This window comes from Streptosporangium sp. NPDC002524 (genome assembly GCF_040295985.1).
Classification (GTDB): Bacteria; Actinomycetota; Actinomycetes; order Streptosporangiales; family Streptosporangiaceae; genus Streptosporangium.
In genome coordinates this window covers 39151-55223 of sequence record NZ_JBEOWK010000028.1, presented here as the reverse complement: position 1 = coordinate 55223, position 16073 = coordinate 39151, and the positions used below count along the sequence as shown (strand labels likewise).

General features: G+C 73.7%; 10 protein-coding genes. 3 read left to right on the top strand and 7 right to left on the bottom strand.

Going from position 1 to position 16073, the window contains the following annotated elements:
• Position 1 precedes the first annotated feature (1 nt).
• From ABT053_RS35580 to ABT053_RS35555, 6 genes are all read right to left on the bottom strand, one after another.
• Positions 2 to 1723 carry an ABC transporter family substrate-binding protein gene (locus ABT053_RS35580; RefSeq protein WP_350975272.1) on the bottom strand — a complete coding sequence of 574 codons (1722 nt, stop codon included), beginning with the start codon at positions 1721 to 1723 and terminating at the stop codon, positions 2 to 4.
• 160 nt (positions 1724 to 1883) lie between these two features.
• The gene (locus ABT053_RS35575) at positions 1884 to 4121 is read right to left on the bottom strand and encodes a dipeptide ABC transporter ATP-binding protein (protein ID WP_350975353.1); all 2238 of its coding nucleotides are present in this window, start codon (positions 4119 to 4121) and stop codon (positions 1884 to 1886) included.
• Positions 4122 to 4160: 39 nt separating this feature from the next.
• Positions 4161 to 5069 (bottom strand): ABC transporter permease, encoded by a 909-nt coding sequence (locus ABT053_RS35570; RefSeq protein WP_350975270.1) that lies wholly within the window; start codon positions 5067 to 5069, stop codon positions 4161 to 4163.
• Positions 5070 to 5076: 7 nt separating this feature from the next.
• Complete coding sequence (locus ABT053_RS35565; RefSeq protein WP_350975268.1) at positions 5077 to 6060, bottom strand: ABC transporter permease; 984 nt, start codon at positions 6058 to 6060, stop codon at positions 5077 to 5079.
• A 206-nt stretch (positions 6061 to 6266) separates the two neighbouring features.
• Positions 6267 to 8636, bottom strand: a complete 2370-nt coding sequence (locus tag ABT053_RS35560; RefSeq protein ID WP_350975267.1) for an AAA family ATPase — start codon at positions 8634 to 8636, stop codon at positions 6267 to 6269.
• A 474-nt stretch (positions 8637 to 9110) separates the two neighbouring features.
• The gene (locus tag ABT053_RS35555; protein WP_350975265.1) at positions 9111 to 11348 is read right to left on the bottom strand and encodes an amino acid adenylation domain-containing protein; all 2238 of its coding nucleotides are present in this window, start codon (positions 11346 to 11348) and stop codon (positions 9111 to 9113) included.
• Positions 11349 to 11622: 274 nt separating this feature from the next.
• On the opposite strand from ABT053_RS35555, the gene ABT053_RS35550 reads away from it, so the two are divergent.
• The 3 genes from ABT053_RS35550 (at position 11623) to ABT053_RS35540 (ending at position 15283) form a co-directional block, all read left to right on the top strand.
• Complete coding sequence (locus ABT053_RS35550; protein WP_350975263.1) at positions 11623 to 13155, top strand: MFS transporter; 1533 nt, start codon at positions 11623 to 11625, stop codon at positions 13153 to 13155.
• Positions 13156 to 13234: 79 nt separating this feature from the next.
• Positions 13235 to 14038, top strand: coding sequence for a DoxX family protein (locus ABT053_RS35545; protein ID WP_350975262.1), 804 nt, complete (start codon positions 13235 to 13237; stop codon positions 14036 to 14038).
• A 96-nt stretch (positions 14039 to 14134) separates the two neighbouring features.
• Positions 14135 to 15283 (top strand): low temperature requirement protein A, encoded by a 1149-nt coding sequence (locus tag ABT053_RS35540; RefSeq protein WP_350975260.1) that lies wholly within the window; start codon positions 14135 to 14137, stop codon positions 15281 to 15283.
• Between the two features lie 6 nt (positions 15284 to 15289).
• Here the strand turns inward: ABT053_RS35540 and ABT053_RS35535 are convergent, their stop codons facing one another.
• Complete coding sequence (locus tag ABT053_RS35535) at positions 15290 to 16042, bottom strand: MmyB family transcriptional regulator (protein WP_350975259.1); 753 nt, start codon at positions 16040 to 16042, stop codon at positions 15290 to 15292.
• Positions 16043 to 16073 lie beyond the last annotated feature (31 nt).

Here is a 16073-nt window from a genome sequence, read left to right as displayed (position 1 = left end):
GCTACCCGACGAAGCCGATGTCCTGGTAGCGCAGGTCGTGGAAGCCGCGGGCGCCGAAGTTGGCGAGGGTGTCCTTGACCGCGATGTTCTGCGGACGCTGGTAGAGCGTCACCACGTTGACCGCCTGCCAGATGAGCTTGTCGGCCGCGTTGGTGTCGGCGATGGCCCTGGCGTCGTCGAGGTCGGCGGTCGCCTTCCTCATCGCGGCGTCGATCCGCGGGGAGCCGATGCGGCCGAGGTTGGCGTTCCACTGCCTGGCGCCGCCGGGGAGCCTGACGGCGTCGGCGTACTGGCCGTAGGAGCTGGAGACGGGGAAGGGCGTGCCCACGTACGCGAACGCGGTGATGTCGTAGTTGCCGGGGATTATGTATTTGGTGAAGTAGTCGTCCCCGGGCACCGACTGCAGGGTGACCCCGACACCGATCCGGCCGAGCATGTCCTGGACGAGCTCGGCCTCGGACTTGGCGAGCTGCAGGCCGGACGGCAGGACGAAGCGCAGGTTCAGCTCCCTGCCGTCCTTCCTGCGGGTCCGGCCCTCCAGCCTCCAGCCCGCGGCGTCCAGCTCCCGCCCCGCCCTGCCGGGGTCGTACGTCCCGATCTCACCGGCGTTGTCCTGGTAGCCCTCCTGGGTGTTCATGAAGAAGTGGTTGTTGAGCAGGACGATCGGCCAGTCGAGGCCCTGGAGGTCCGACTGGGCGATGGCCTGGCGGTTGATGCCCATCGCGACGGCCCTGCGGACCTTCGGGTCGGACAGGACGGCGCTCTCGCCGTTCATCGTGATGTGCCGGAAGTCGGGCCCGGCCGCCTGCCGCACGATCGCGTCCGGGGTGCTCCTGGCCCGCGCGTAGTCGGGCGCGGACGGGCCGACGTCGAAGGTGTCGAGCTCGCCGTTGCTGAAGGCGCCGACCAGCGCGTCGGCCTCCAGGGACCGGTAGATGATGCGGTCGAGCTTGGCCCGGTCCCCCCACCACCGGTCGTCCCTCCTGAGGGTGACGGTCTTGGCGGTCGGGTCGAACGCGACGAACGCGAACGGGCCCGCGGTGACCGGGACGCGGTTCAGCCAGGCGTTGTTGAACGCCTCCGGGGTGGCGTTCGTGCTCCGGGGGTACAGCGGCGCAAACAGCGACTGCCAGTCGCCGAAGGGCTTGGCGAAGGTGACCACGACCTGGTGGTCGTCCCTGCCCCTGGCGACCTCCTCGATGTCCTGGTAACCGGTGGTGCTCGCCACCCGGTAGCCGGCGTCGCGGCCGTTCAGCGCCTGCCACTGGGCGCGGTAGTCCTCCCAGGTGATCGGGGTGCCGTCGGACCATCTGGCGCGCGGGTTGAGGGTGAGCGTGACGACCTGGTCCGGCGCGCGCGAGGTGACCCGGCCCTCGGTCAGGTAGTCGGTGTTGGGAGAGATCTTCCCCTTGGCGTCGGAACGGAAGGGGGAGGGCATCATGGCGTCCACGACCCGCTTGACCGTCGCCAGGTTGCCGTCGATGTGGTTGAGGTTCCAGTTGGACGGATACTCGTTGATTCCCCAGCGGAGCACGCCCCCGTCCGCGACCCGGTCACGGGCGACCGGGTTGATGTCGTAGGCCCTCACCACCGAGGCGCGCCCTCCCTGCGTCCCGCCCCCGCCGCCCCCTCCCCCGCTCCCGCATCCGGCGAGACCCGGCGCGACGGCCAGGGCCACGGCCAGCGCGACGGCGAGCGCGCCCACGCGCCGGATTGATATCACGGTGTTCCTCCCGGGGCATACGGACGGGCATACGGACGGGCATACGAATGGGCGTACAGCGGGTGCGCGCGGGAACGACGTGCGGCCGGTCCGGTCCCGGCGCGCGGCCGGGCGGGTGGGCGAACGGGCGCACGGGCGGGTGAACGGGCGTGCGGCCGGGTCATACGGCGTCGATCCTCTCGGCGAAGTGGCACGAGACGCCGTGGTCGTCCCCCAGCTGCCGCACCCGGGGCTCCTCGTCCACGCAGCGCAGCCTGACGGTCTCGTCGAGCGCCTTGAAGAGGGGGCAGCGCGTGCGGAAGCGGCACCCCGAGGGAGGGTCGGCCGGACTCGGCAGGTCCCCCTCCAGCAGGACGCGTCTCCTTGAGCGTTCCAGCACCGGGTCCGGCAGCGGGACGGCCGACAGCAGGGCCCGGGTGTAGGGGTGCAGCGGGGTGTCGTAGACCCCGGCGGACCGGCCGATCTCGGCGATCCTCCCCAGATACATGACCGCGACCCGGTCGGCGATGTGCCGGACCACGGCCAGGTCGTGCGCCACGAACAGGTACGACAGGCCCAGGCGGTTTCTCAGCTCCTCCAGCAGGTTGAGCACCCCGGCCTGGATGGACACGTCGAGTGCCGAGACCGGCTCGTCCAGCACGACCAGCCGGGGCTCCAGCGCGAGGGCTCGCGCGATGCCGACGCGCTGGCGCTGGCCCCCGGAGAAGTCCTGCGGGTAGCGGGCGGCGTGGCCGGGCTCCAGCCCGACCAGGCCGAGCAGCTCGCCGATCCTCGGCCCCGGGTCGCGGCGGCCGTGCGCGCGCAGCGGCTCGGCGAGGATGTCGTAGACGGTCATCCTCGGGTCGAGCGAGGCGAGCGGGTCCTGGAAGACGACCTGCATGTCGCGCCGCACGGCCATCCGGTCGCGGGCGCCCATCCGCGAGGTGTCGCGGCCCAGCACCACGATCCTGCCGCTCTGCGGCGCGGCCAGCTCCAGGATCTCCATCAGGGTGGTCGTCTTGCCGCAGCCCGACTCGCCGACCAGGCCGAGCGTCTCGCCCTCGCGGACGTCGAAGCCGACGCCGTCCACCGCGCGGACCGTGCCGACCCGCCGCCGCAGGAGCGTCCCCTTGACCAGGGGGTAGTGCCTGACCAGGTCCTCGACCGCGAGGACCACCTCACGCTGGTCACGCGGGCGCGGCGGCTCCCCGGCGGCTGGAGCGGGAGCGACGAGCCCTGCTGGATTCGGCGAGGCGACAGATCCGACCGGGACTGCGGGATCCGCCGGGGTGACGGGGGTGGTCGAGGTGACCGACTCGGCGGGATCGGTCGGTGTGACGGGGTCGGCGGGGGGATGGGAACGGGCGGGACCGGTCGCGGGGTCGCGCAGGCCGTAGACCTGGGCCGGTGACCAGCCTCCCGCCTCGATCTCGCCGGAGCGCACGCACGCCGCCAGGTGACCGGGCGAGCCCACCGGCTCCGGCTCCGGCTCGGCCTCGGCGCACTTCGGGACGGCGATCGGGCAGCGCGGCTCGAACGGGCAGCCCGGCGGCAGCGCCGCCGGTGACGGCGGGCTGCCCTCGATGGGCACCAGCGGCTGCTCCCGGCCGCGGTCGAGGCGCGGGATCGAGCCGAGCAGGCCCATGGTGTACGGCATGCGGCTGCGGTAGTAGACCTCGTCCACCGAGCCGACCTCGACCGGACGCCCGGCGTACATGACGAGGACCCGGTCGGCGAACCCGGCCACCACCCCCAGGTCGTGGGTGATGATGACGATCGCCGCGCCGGTCTCGCGCTGCGCCGTCTTCAGCACCTCCAGCACCTGCGCCTGGATGGTCACGTCGAGCGCGGTGGTCGGCTCGTCGCAGAGGATCACGTCGGGGTCGTTGGCGATCGCCATCGCGATCACCGCGCGCTGGCGCATGCCGCCGGAGAACTCGTGCGGGAACGCCCTGGCCCGCTGCGCGGCGTTGGGGATGCCGACCAGGTCGAGCAGCTCGACGGCGCGCCTGGCGGCCTGGCCTGCGCTCACCCGCTGGTGGACGCGGATCGCCTCGGCGACCTGGTCGCCGACCCGGTAGACGGGGGTGAGCGCGGAGAGCGGGTCCTGGAAGACCATCGAGACGGTCTTGCCGCGGAACGCGGTGAGCGTCTTCTCCGGGGCGCCCAGGATCTCCCGCCCGAGCAGCCGCACCGAGCCGGTGACGCGGGCGTGCGCCGGGAGCAGGCCCATCACGGCGAGCGAGGTGACCGACTTGCCGGAGCCCGACTCCCCGACGACGCCGAGCACCTCCCCGGGGCGGACGGCGTACCCCATGCCCCTGACGGCGCGGACCGCGCCGGGACCCGAGCCGAAGGTGACGTCGAGGTCGCGCACCTCCAGGACGGGCGCGGCCGCGTACTCTCCGGTCCCGTGGATCCGGGATGCCGCGCCCGAGGGCCGCTCGTTCGTCACCGGTCACCGGCCCCGGTGGGACGCGGGGTCGAAGGCGTCGCGCAGCGAGTCGCCGACCAGGTTCACCGCGAGCACGGTGACGATCAGCAGGCCCGCGCAGAACCAGAACGTCCAGGGGGCGTAGAGGGCCGTCTGCGCGCCGTCGGCGATGAGGCTGCCCAGCGAGACGTCGGGCGGCTGGATGCCGAACCCGAAGTAGGACAGGGACGTCTCGGTGAGGATCGCGGCGCTGACGTTGAGGGTGGCGTCGACGACCAGCAGCGAGGACATGTTGGGGATCACGTGCCGGAAGACGATCCTCGTCGGGGGCACCCCCATGAACCTGGCCGCGTGGATGAACTCCCGCTCCCTGAGCGAGATGGTCATGCTCCGGACGATCTTCGAGGTGACCATCCAGAGGAAGAGCGCCAGCACCAGCACGAACACCGGCCACTGTTTCCCGGCGAAGAGCGGGGACATGACGGCCAGGATCAGGAAGGCCGGGAGCACCAGCAGCAGGTCGGTCAGCCAGGTCAGCGCGCGGTCGGTCCAGCCGCCGAAGTATCCGGCGAAGGCGCCCACCACGGCCGCGAGCGCGGTGCCGACCACCGCGGCGAGCAGGCCGACGATCAGGGACCGCTGCATGCCGCGCAGCGTGACCGCGTACACGTCGGCGCCGGTCTGCAGGGTTCCCCACCAGTGGTCGGCGGAGGGCGGCGCGAGGAAGGCCGTGTAGTCCTTTGAGGCGTACGTCCAGCGGGTGAGGTGGGGCCCGGCGAAGGCGAGCAGGAAGATCAGCGCGAGCAGCGCGAAGCCGATCCGGCCCCGGCCCGAACTCAGCAGGCGGCCCGCGACCACCCGCAGCCGCGAGGGCGCCTTGATCCTGTCGACGGACGCCCGCTGTTCGGCGAGCTCCTCGTCGGCGATGGTCATCCCCGGCTCACCCCACCCGGACGCGCGGGTCGAGGACGGCGTGCAGCACGTCGGAGGCGAGCGAGGCCAGCAGCACGGCGAGCGCGGCGAAGCAGCTGATCGCCGCGACGGTGTTGACGTCGTTGGTGGAGATCGAGTCGACCAACTGCTCCCCCATGCCGTGCCAGCCGAAGATCTTCTCGGTGAAGGTGGTGCCGACCAGCAGCGACCCGAAGGTGAAGGCGAAGTAGGTGACCGCCGGGATCAGCGCGGTGCGCAGCGCGTGCCGGGTCAGCGCGGCGCGGCGGCTCAGCCCCTTGGCCATCGCCGTGCGGATGAAGTCGGCGCCGAGCACGTCGAGCATCATGTTGCGCTGGTAGCGGCTGTAGACGGCGACCAGCCCGAGCGACAGCGACAGCGTGGGCAGGACCAGGTGCCGGATCCGGTCGAGCGCGGCGGCGGCGACCCCTCCCTCCAGGCCCGGGGTCGCCTCGCCGCTGACGAGGAGGATCTGGGTGCCGGCCGCCTCGTTGAGCCGGATCGCGGCGATGATCAGGATGTTGGCCAGCACCACCGTGGGGACCGCGAGGACCACGAAGGACAGGCCGGTCGAGAGCCGGTCGAAGAGGCCGTACTGCCTGACGGCGGCGTAGGCGCCGATGAGCACGCCGGTGACGCTGCCGAGGACGAGCCCGATCGTGATCAGGCGCAGCGTGACGCCGATCCGGCGCCCGAGGTCGTCGCCGACCGAGCCTCCGGCCACCGTCTTGCCGAAGTCGCCGCGCGTGAGGTCGCCCGCCCAGGTCAGGTAGCGCTCGAACAGCGGGGTGCGGTCGTTCAGGTTGAGGTCGGTGAGGCGCGCGTCGACGACGGCCGGGGGGATCGGGGGGTTGCGGCCCTCGTAGTTGGATCGCGGATTGAGGGCGGAGGCGGCCAGCATGTAGGCCAGGCTGGTGGCCACGACGATCAGCACGAGATAGTTGAGCAGCCTGCGGGCAAGGAATCCCGCCATCTTTCCTCCTCCGGAGCCCCGCCGCTGTCGGTGACCATCTTGCTACACTCGGCGACCGGCGGGCTGCATAGCGTAGCGAATCGGAGGGATCTCGGTGAGAAATGGCATCGCCGGGCCCGCGAGTCAGCCGGCGGGATCGGGGGGAGGGCCTGATCGGGCCCGGAGTAGGGCCGGACGGGTCCGGGACCGCTTGCCGGGCAGCCGGGTCACTTCCCGGCGAGCTCGTCCACGGCGGCGCGCAGGTCGGCGCTGGTGATGGTGGTCAGGTCGGCGGCGCTCGCGGTGGCGCCGCCGAGGGCGGCCAGGCGGACGTCCCTGCGCATCGCGGCGCGCTCGAAGAGCGAGCGCGCGAACCTGCCGTTGCCGAGGCCGTCGATCAGGCCCTCGTCGCAGACCCAGGTGAAGACCTCGGTGAGGTCGCGGCAGGCGGCGTCGTCGAACCGGTCGCCCGACCCGTCGGCGAGCAGCACCGCGATCTCGGTGAGCTCCTCGGGGGAGTACGAGGGAAACTGCACCCGCTGGTTGAACCTGCTGCCCAGGCCCGGGTTGGACGACAGGAAGCCGTTCATCTCCCGCTCGTATCCGGCCAGGATGATCACCAGCCGGTCGCGGTCGTCCTCGGCCCGCTTGAGCAGCGTCTGCACGGCCTCGGTGCCGAAGGCGTCGCCTCCGCTGTAGCCGGAGTTGACCAGGCCGTACGCCTCGTCGATGAACAGCACCCCGCCGAGTGCCCGGTCGACCAGCTCGTTCGTCTTGATCGCGGTGGCGCCCAGGTGCTGGCCGACCAGGTCGGCCCGCTGCGCCTCGACCACGTCGGGCTGGGCGAGCAGGCCCAGCGCGGCGAAGATGCGGCCCAGGATGCGGGCCACGCTGGTCTTGCCGGTGCCGGGCGGCCCGGCGAAGACGAAGTGCCGCATCTGCGGAGGGGTCGGCAGCCCCCGCTCCTGGCGCATCTTCGCCACCCTGAGCTGCGCGGCGATCGCGTGCACCTGCCGCTTGACGGGCTCCAGGCCCGCCATGCGGTCGAGGTCGGCCAGCGCCTCCTCCAGCGAGGGGGCGGCCTGGTAGCTCCGGTAGCGGGCGGTGAGCTCGTCGAAGGCCTTGACGACGTCGCTCTCGGCCGTGGTGACCAGGTCCTCGGTGGTGGGCGCGCCACCGGCCCCCACCACGCGCACGTCCCTCGCCTGCGCGGCGGCCTCCACGAGGCTGCGGACGAACCGGGCGTTGCCCAGCTCGTCGACGATCGCGCGCCGGTGGATGTCCTCGAAGCGGGCGAGCAGGGCGGGCGCGGCCTCGGGCGCCATCCGGTCGCCCCGGCGCTCCTGCAGCAGCCCGGTGATCTGGAGCAGCTCGTCCGGGGCGTAGCTGGGGAAGCGGACCCTGCTGGAGAACCTGCTGGACAGGCCGGGGTTGGACGCCAGGAAGGTGGCCATCTCCTTCTCGTATCCGGCCAGGATGACGATCAGCCGGTCGCGGTCGTCCTCGGCCCGCTTGAGCAGCGTCTGCACGGCCTCCGAGCCGAACCTGTCGGGCTGGCCGTCACCGGAGTTGATCAGGCTGTACGCCTCGTCGACGAACAGCACCCCGCCGAGCGCCCGGTCGACCAGCTCGTTCGTCTTGATCGCGGTGGCCCCGAGGAACTCCCCCACCAGGTCGGCCCGCTGGGCCTCCACCACGTAGGGGGTCTCCAGCAGGCCGAAGGCGTAGAAGATCTTCGCGACGGTCCTGGCCACGCTGGTCTTGCCGGTGCCCGGCGGGCCGACGAACACGAAGTGCCGCATCGGCGGCTCGGTGGAGTATCCGGCCTCCTTGCGCAGCCTCGCCGCCTCGATCGAGGCGGCGATCGAACGGACCTGCTCCTTCACCGGGGCCAGGCCGATCATGGCGTCCAGCTCGCCGAGGGCCTCCTCCACCGAGATGGGCGGCGGCGCGTCCCGCTCGCCGCTCCCCTGGGCGGCGGGGAGGTGGCCGCCCTCGCGGACCCGGAGCCCGGCCTGCCGCCGCTCCCCCGTCTCCAGCGCCGCGCCCCGCACCCGGCGGGCCTGCAGGAACCGGTACACGAGCACCCCGGCCGCCACGGCGTACGCGACCCAGATGGCCGGGTACGGTCCGAACCCGGGGACGGCCACGCCGAGCAGGACGGCCGTCAGCCCGGCGGGCAGCAGCGCCATGACCGTGGTCACCCACGGGGGGACCCAGCGGATGAGGTGGGCGGCCCCGGCGACCAGGGGGCCGAGGAGCATCAGCGCGGTCGGGATCGGCGAGTTGAGGCCGAAGAGGACGGTCTGGAAGATCAGGTTTCCCGCCAGCCAGCCGAGCACCACGAGCAGGGTGGCGGCGGCGCGGGGGAAGCTCAGGGTCAGCGCCGCGAAACCGAGCAGCGTCAGCGTGACGAAGATCGTGTTGAGGATCGGCCAGCCGAGTCCCAGCGCCAGCCCGACCGCCCCGGCCAGCACCGCGACGTAGATCAGCCTGCGCAGGGGCGGCGAGAGCCGGAAGTAGCCCAGCCGCACCTGCTCGAACAGATCCCGTGCCGCCGCGCGCCCCGCCGGACGGGCCCTGCTGGATTCCCGCATCACGCCTCCCCGGTTCGCCCCCGGTTATACCGCAACAGGAGGACGTTTGCGCGTGCCTGAGGGGCGCGCCACGCCGTCGTGCGGGCACGATCAGATATACGGATGAGAACGGATGAAACCAGCGTTCGAGACAGCAAGCTCGCCCCGCCCGGTCCCTCCGGTCCCACGCTTCCCTGTGCCGCCGCCGCGCCCCGCGCGCGGCGGCCCGCGCCCGCGTTCCCGGCGGGTGGTGCGCCCCGGTCCCGGCCGCCGCCCGCCGCCCGCCCGCTCGGGGGTGCGCGGGGCGGCGCGGCGAGGGGCGGGCAGGAAAATGTCACCGCCCGGCAAGGCGGTCCGGGGTGCGCGGGAAGGCGGTTCGGGAGGGGGTCCGGGGTGCTCGGGAGATCGGTCCTGGGAGGGGCTTCGAGGTGCTCGGGAGGTCGGTCCGGGGAGAGGGGTTCGAGGTGCTCGGGGAAGGCGGATCGGGAGGGCGGTTCAGCCGCGGTGGGCCCGGCCCTGGTGGCGGCCGGGATACTCGCCGACCACGACCTCCTTGGGGGTGATCCTCAGCAGGTCGGCCTCGGTGTCGCCGATGGCGATGCCGCGTACCTCGGCCCAGAAACGGCGGTCGAGCGGATCGGCGACGAAGACCGCCACCCTGGGGTCGCGCTCGGCCGCCTCCCAGGCGTCGGAGGCGGCGATCAGGCGCAGCTCGCCGCTCGGGCCGACCGAGCTGACCGCGCCGACGGCGAGCGCGCGCGGGCCGCTGGGGTCGGCGTACGCGAGCACCACCCCCCGCGCGTAGGTGAAGGCCGCGCGCACCTCCCCGCTGAGTCCCACCGGAGGGCCCGCGTCGCCGGGAAGGCGGCTCCCGCGGCCGTCGCACATGACCAGCGAGGCCCGCCACGGCCCCGGCGCGCCCCGCCACCACGCCCGTACCGACCTCGTGGCGAATATCGCCGTCGGCACGGCCAGCAGCGCGATCCCGGCCCGCCAGGCCCACTCGCCCACCGCCGCGAGCCCGAGGGCCGGTGCCGCTCCGGCCACGCCGAGCAGGACCGACGCGGAGGCGGGCAGGGCCAGCGCCACCGCGAGCCCCCGGTCGGAGGCCAGCGCGCGGGTGAGGCCGGGGACCGGCCCGGCCCGGCCGCCGGCCCAGCCGAGGGCGAGCGGCACGACGAGCGCGACCGCCGCCCAGCTCCGCTCGTCCAGCACGACGACCGCCACCACGACCGCGACCGGTACCGACCAGACCCGGCCGGCCACCAGCCAGAGGGTCACGTTCACGTCGCGCCTGGCCGTGCGGTCGTCACCGGCGGCGGCGAACTCGGCCAGCGCCCTGACCGGCCGCCCGCGCCACGCCTCGACGAGGACCCGCAGGACGAGCAGCACGGTCCCGTTGAGGAGGACCAGCCCGGCGAGAACCGCCCAGACCACCCCCGGCGCGCCCGGCGGCGGGCCGGAGAGGACCGGCGGGGCCTCCGCGGGGAGGGTCGCCACCGCCGCGACGTACGCGGCCACGGCGAACAGGGTGATCGAGACCGACATGCCGAGCCAGGGGTCGCGGGCGAGCATGCCGGGCACGTACGACCAGAGCCTGACCCGGTGCGCCTGCCTGAGGGTGATCGCCAGGACGGCGAGCGGCACCAGCCCGCCGCCGATCCTCGCCACGGATGCCAGCCCGAACCCGAACTCCGCCACGCAGACCGCGACGAGGGCGACGGCCAGCAGGACCCGGGTCCGCCGCGACCACCTCTCCAGGGCGCGTCTGGCCCGGCCCGTCTCGCGCGGGTCGACCGGCCAGGCGGGGTCGTGGTGGGCGCGGGGGCGCTCCCAGCGCAGCCGGGTCAGGCCGAGGTTGATCCTGGCGCCGGGGTGGTCCGGCAGGCGGCGCAGCGCCTCGCGGTAGGCGGCCTCCGCGAGGCCGTACTCGCCTCTCAGCAGCGCGAGGTCACCGGCGAGGACGTGCGGGTCCGGCTCCTCGGGCGCGTAGCGAACGGCCCTGGCCGCCTGGGCCCGCGACTCGCGCCAGCGCCCCGGCACCCTGCGCAGCGCGGCTCCCAGCCGCATCCGCGCGGCCCACGAGCCCGGTGCGAGGCGTACGGCCTCCTCGGCCGCCGCCACGGCCTCCGCGTCGCGGCCGAGCCGCTCGAACGCGAGGCTGGCCAGGCGGTACCCCCAGTCGGCGCCGGACTCGGAGCGGGGGTCGAGGTCCAGCGCCCTGCGGGCCGCCTCCAGCGCGGCCTCGGGCCGGTCGCGGCCCAGCCACGCGGCGGCCACGGCGCACCACTGCCGGGGGTCGGCGGGGTCCCGTGGCTGCGGGACGGGCGCCGAGGCCGGATCGTGCCCGCTCTCGTGCCCCCTCTCGTGCCCGCTCTCGTGCTCGCTCTCGTGCCGGGGGCCGGCGGAGCCCGTCGCGGGGGCAGGGCCGGACTCGTGCCCCCGCCGGAGGTCGGCGGGGACCCGCGGCGGCGCGGGGTCGTGCCCGCGCCGGAGGTCGGCGGGGTCCCTCGGGGGCACGGGAGCACGGCCGGGGTCGTGCCCGCTCTCGCGCCGGGAGTCGGCCGGGTCCCTCGGGGGCGGGGGGACCTGGCCGGAGCCCTTCCCGTGCCGGGGGTCGGCGGGGGTCCTCGGGGGCGCGGGGGCCTGGCCGGGGTCCTTCCCGTGCCGTGGATCGGCGGGGTCCCGCGGTGACGGGACCTGGGCGGAGTCGTTTCCGCCGGGCCCGCTCACCACGGCGGCTCACGGGCCTCGCGCTGACTTCCCACGATCGCCATGGTCCGTGCGAGATCACCTTTTGCCTAGACGGCGGTATATGCCTGTATCTCTCTAGAGAGGTCGCCGACGCTTCCGGAAGGCCCTGAATATTGACCAATCGAGCGCCTAAAAGGGACATATCTACGTGAATTAATCACCCAATGCCACCCCGGGCACCGCCCGACTTCGCCTAAGCTGCGACGCATGTTCGTCCAGGCCGGCAGATCCTGAGTGGCTCATGACCACCGTCATGGCCAGACGCGCGGACGGCGACCCGCGGGCATCCGGGGCCGGCCGGTGGTCGGTCCTCGCCGTCCTCTGCTTCAGCCTGCTGCTGATCGCGGTGGACGCCACGGTGCTGCACATCGCGGTGCCGGCGCTGACGGCCGCCCTCGAACCGTCCTCCGTGGAGCTGCTGTGGATCATCGACGTCTACTCGCTGATGGTCGCGCCGCTGCTGCTCACCTTCGGCACCCTCGGTGACCGCTACGGGCGCAAGCGCCTGGTGCTGGCCGGATACCTGGTCTTCGGCGTCGCCTCGGCCGCGGCGGCGTTCGCGCCGACCCCGCTCGCGCTGATCTCCGCACGGGCGCTGCTCGGCCTCGGCGGAGCGATGATCATGCCCGCCACGCTCTCCATCATCCGGCAGGTCTTCACCGACCGGCACGAGCGGGCGATCGCGCTGGGCGTGTGGAGCGCGGTGGCCGCGGCCGGGGCCGCGGTCGGCCCGCTCGTCGGCGGGGTGCTCGTCGAGCACTTCTGGTGGGGCGCGGTCTTCCTGATCAACGTTCCCATCCTGGTGGTCCTGCTGCCCGTCGCGGCCAGGCTCCTCCCCGAGTCCCGCAAGCGCTCCGGCCGGCCGTGGGACGCGCTCAGCGCGCTGCTGTCGGTGCTGGGCATCCTCGGGGTGGCCTTCGGCCTGAAGGAGGCCGGAGCGGGGCATCCGGGCGGCCTGGCGGCGTTCCTGGGCGGGGTCTGGCTGCTGGTCTGGTTCGTCCGCAGGCAGCGGCGGCTGGCCTTCCCGCTGCTGGACCTGAGCCTGTTCCGGCGGCGGGCGTTCTGCGCCGGGGTGGGCGCCGTGCTGCTGACGGTCTTCGCCCTCGTCGGGCTGGAGCTCATGCTCGCCCAGTATCTCCAGCTGGTCCTCGGCGACAGCCCGCTGGAGGCGGCCGTACGGATGCTCCCCCTCATGGTCGCCTCGATCGCGGGCGGCCTGGCCGGGGCGCGGCTGCTGCGCCGGTTCGGGCTGCGCGCCACGATGGGCGGCGGCCTGGCGCTGACCGCCCTCTCCCTCGCCCCCACCCTGACCTGGCACACCGAGGGTCATCCGATGGCCCTGACGCTCTGCTTCGTCGGCATCGGCTTCGGCATCCAGGTCACCCTGCTGGCCGCCTCCGACACGATCATGTCCTCCACCCCCGAGTCCCACGCGGGCGGCGCCGCCGCGGTCGAGGAGACCGCCTACGAGCTGGGCGCCGGGCTCGGGGTCGCGGTCCTCGGCACGATCACCACGGTCGTGTACGCCCCTTCGCTGGCCCCGGTCCCCGGGGTCGCGCCCGCGATGATGGACCAGGCCCGCCAGTCGCTCGCCTCCGCCGCGCACATGGCGCACGAGCTCGGCGGCGGCGTGGGGGACGCCCTGCTCGGCGCGGCCCGCGTCGCGTTCGTCTCCGGCCTGCACACGACGGTGGCGGTGAGCGTGTTCCTGCTGGGCGCGACCGCTCTTGCCGTGACCCTCCTGGTGCCCCGCCGCCCCGGCGGACAGGGGGACGGCACCTCGTGACGGGTTTGGAAGGCCCCCGCTCGGTCATCTATCGGTCAAGCATGGGCAGGAACGGGGAATCTAACCAGAATGAGGAACCGTGCGACAAACCCTCCATGATCTTGCTTCCCTGGCCGCGAGACTGGGCGTGGGCGGGATCTTCTTCGCCAACGGCTGGCACAAGCTCGAAGCGGGCCTGAACGCCACCGCCGAGCAGTTCACCAGCCTGGGCGCCTCCGGGCCCTACGTGTGGGCCGCCGCCACCATGCTGACGGAGCTCATCGGCGGCGCGCTGCTGGTGGCCGGTCTCGCGGTGGCCGCGTGCGGGCTCCTGCTGTTCGCCGAGGCCCTCGCCGTGTTCATCCTGGCCAGCGGCGAGGTGGGCCTGCCGCTCACCGGCGGCGACGCCAAGCTGATCGTGGCGCTCGGGGCCGCCTCCATCCTGCTCGCGGTCGGCGGCGCGGGCCGCCTGTCGGTCGACCACATGGTGGTGATCAAGCGCCGCGAGGCCGAGGCCGCCGAGGACTTCGCCGCCGAGGCGGAGGCCGACGACGTCATCGCCGCGCTGCGCGAGCCCGAGACCCACGCGGCACCCGCCCGGCCCACCTCCGGGAAGAGGCCCGGCGAGTCCGCTCCGCCCGCCTCGCGGGCGCCCTCCTCGCAACGGCCCGCCGAGGAGCCCGCGCCGGAGGGGCCCACCTCGGAGGGCGCCACCGACACCGCGGAGTTCCCCGCCGCCGCCCGTCCTCGTACGCGCACCCGCAAGCCCCCGTCCGGTGCCGCCGCGTCCGTGCCGCCCGCGACCCCCGCGACCACGCCCACGCCGGTCGTGACGCCCGCGCCCGGCAAGGCGGGCGACACCCTCGTGGCCGGGAAGAAGGACGGGCCCTCCGCGGAGAGCTGACCAGTTAAGCCGACATTTCTCTCTTTTAGGACAGAGGGCCTTTCTTCTCCGTTTAATGAGATTCGCGGGGAGGTGCCGTACCAGCACAATGAGCGGATGCGCCTCCCCGGCTGGTTCGCGGAGCGGGCCGAGCCCGCCCCGCCGGAGACCGAACTCCGCGTCTCCACCCTCGAACTCTTCTTCGACCTGGTCTTCGTCTTCACCGTCACCCAGCTCACCGGCCTCATGGCGGACGGCCTGCAGGACGGCAGGCCCGCCGAGAGCGCGCTGCGCGCGCTGCTGGTCTTCGGCGCCATCTGGTGGATGTACGCCGGTTACGCCTGGCTGACCAACGCCGTACCCCCGACACGTCCGGCCCGCAGGGTGCTCATCCTGCTGGGCATGGCCGGATTCATGATCGTGGCACTGTCGATCCCCTCGGCGTTCGACGGCGACGGCGTGGCGTTCGCGGTCGGGTACCTGCTGCTGATCGTCGTGCACGCCGGGCTGTACCTGCAGGTCACCTCGGCCTTCGCCCGGGTGCTCCCGTTCAACCTCGGCGGGGTCGCGCTCATCGGCCTGGCCGCCCTGGTCCCCGCGCCGTACACCTACCTGCTCTGGGCCGGCGCGGTGGCACTGCTCTGGGGCAGCCCGTACTTCGTCGGGCAGAAGGGATTCAACCTCCGGGCCGGGCACATCGTCGAGCGGCACGGCCTGCTGGTGATCGTGGCGCTCGGCGAGTCGATCGTGGCGATCGGCATCGGCGCCAAGGGGCTCCACGTCGGCCTCGCCCTCGGCCTGGCGGCGGTGCTCGGCCTCGCGCTCGCCGCCTGCCTGTGGTGGCTCTACTTCGGCGGCGACGACGAGACGCGCGCCGAGCACGTCCTGGAGGCGGCCGAGCCGGTGCGGCGCACCCGGCTGATCCTCGGCGCCTACTTCTACGCGCACATCCCGATGCTGCTGGGCATCGTCGCGGTCGCCGCGGGCGTCAAGAAGGCGATCGGCCACCCGGTGGACCCGCTGAAGTTCGGCGCGGCCCTCACCCTGGCCGCGGGCGTCGCGCTGTTCGTGGCGGGCGACGCCTGGTTCCGGCGCGTCCTCGGCATCGCGGGCAACGGGCTGCGGGCCGCGGGCGGGGCGCTCTCGCTCCTGACGGTCGCGCTCGGCCTCTGGTCGGCCCTCGCGCAGCTCACCGCGCTGACCGCGCTGGTGATCGCGGTGATCGTCCTGGAACGGCGCCGGGCCGCCGCCGTCCCCGTGCCGTAGCGCACCTCATACGAAGCCCTCGACCTGGCCACGGGCCGGATCCTGGAGGCCGGCCACGCGCAGCAGTCGCAGCCGCTCGCAGGACCCGCTGCCCGGACGGGCGGTGTAGACGATCAGCCGCTGGTCGTGCTCCGGGTTCGGCAGTACCTCGCAGTCCAGCTCCAGCAGGCCGGCGACCGGGTGCAGGAAGCGTTTGACGTCGGTGCGGCGTACGGCGACGTGGTGGGCGTCCCACAGTGCCGAGAACTCCTGGCTGCGGGCGCGGAGCCGGCGTACGAGCCCCGCCAGCCGCGCGTCGTCCGGGCGGCGGGCGAATGTGGCGCGCAGATCCGCCACCGCCGCGCGGGCGGCGCGGTCACGGTCCTCGGCCGGGAAGAGCTCCCGCGCGCCGGGATCCGTGAAGTAGTGCCAGAGGGCGTTGTGCTCCGTCCCCGGGCGGGCGGACGCGTCACCGTGGAGCGCCTTGTCCATCGCGTTCTGCGCGAGGACGTCGCCGCGGTCGCTCACCACCCGGGCGGGAGTCTCGGTCAGGTGGTCGAGGATGAGAAGCAGGCCGGGGCGGACGCGCTCCGTGGCCGGCCGGCCGCGCGGGCGAGCCTGCGCCGCCGGCCCGCCGGCGAACGAACCACCGCCTGACGCGTCCCGCCACCGGCGGCGGGACCGCCGAGCGGTCCGGGTCGCCGCTTCGCCGTGCCGGGTGGCGGCCCGGGCAGCCGAGGGCTCCGGAAAAGGACGGAATCGCGCGCGAATCGGCCACACCTCCGAGGTCCGCCCCGGCACCGTCCACGGC

Excerpts from the sequence above, each read along its gene's own strand:
- ABT053_RS35570 (WP_350975270.1), bottom strand. The coding sequence starts at position 5,069 with ATGACCATCGCCGACGAGGAGCTCGCCGAACAGCGGGCGTCCGTCGAC.
- ABT053_RS35565 (WP_350975268.1), bottom strand. The coding sequence starts at position 6,060 with ATGGCGGGATTCCTTGCCCGCAGGCTGCTCAACTATCTCGTGCTGATC.
- ABT053_RS35560 (WP_350975267.1), bottom strand. The coding sequence starts at position 8,636 with ATGCGGGAATCCAGCAGGGCCCGTCCGGCGGGGCGCGCGGCGGCACGG.
- ABT053_RS35550 (WP_350975263.1), top strand. The coding sequence starts at position 11,623 with ATGGCCAGACGCGCGGACGGCGACCCGCGGGCATCCGGGGCCGGCCGG.
- ABT053_RS35540 (WP_350975260.1), top strand. The coding sequence starts at position 14,135 with ATGCGCCTCCCCGGCTGGTTCGCGGAGCGGGCCGAGCCCGCCCCGCCG.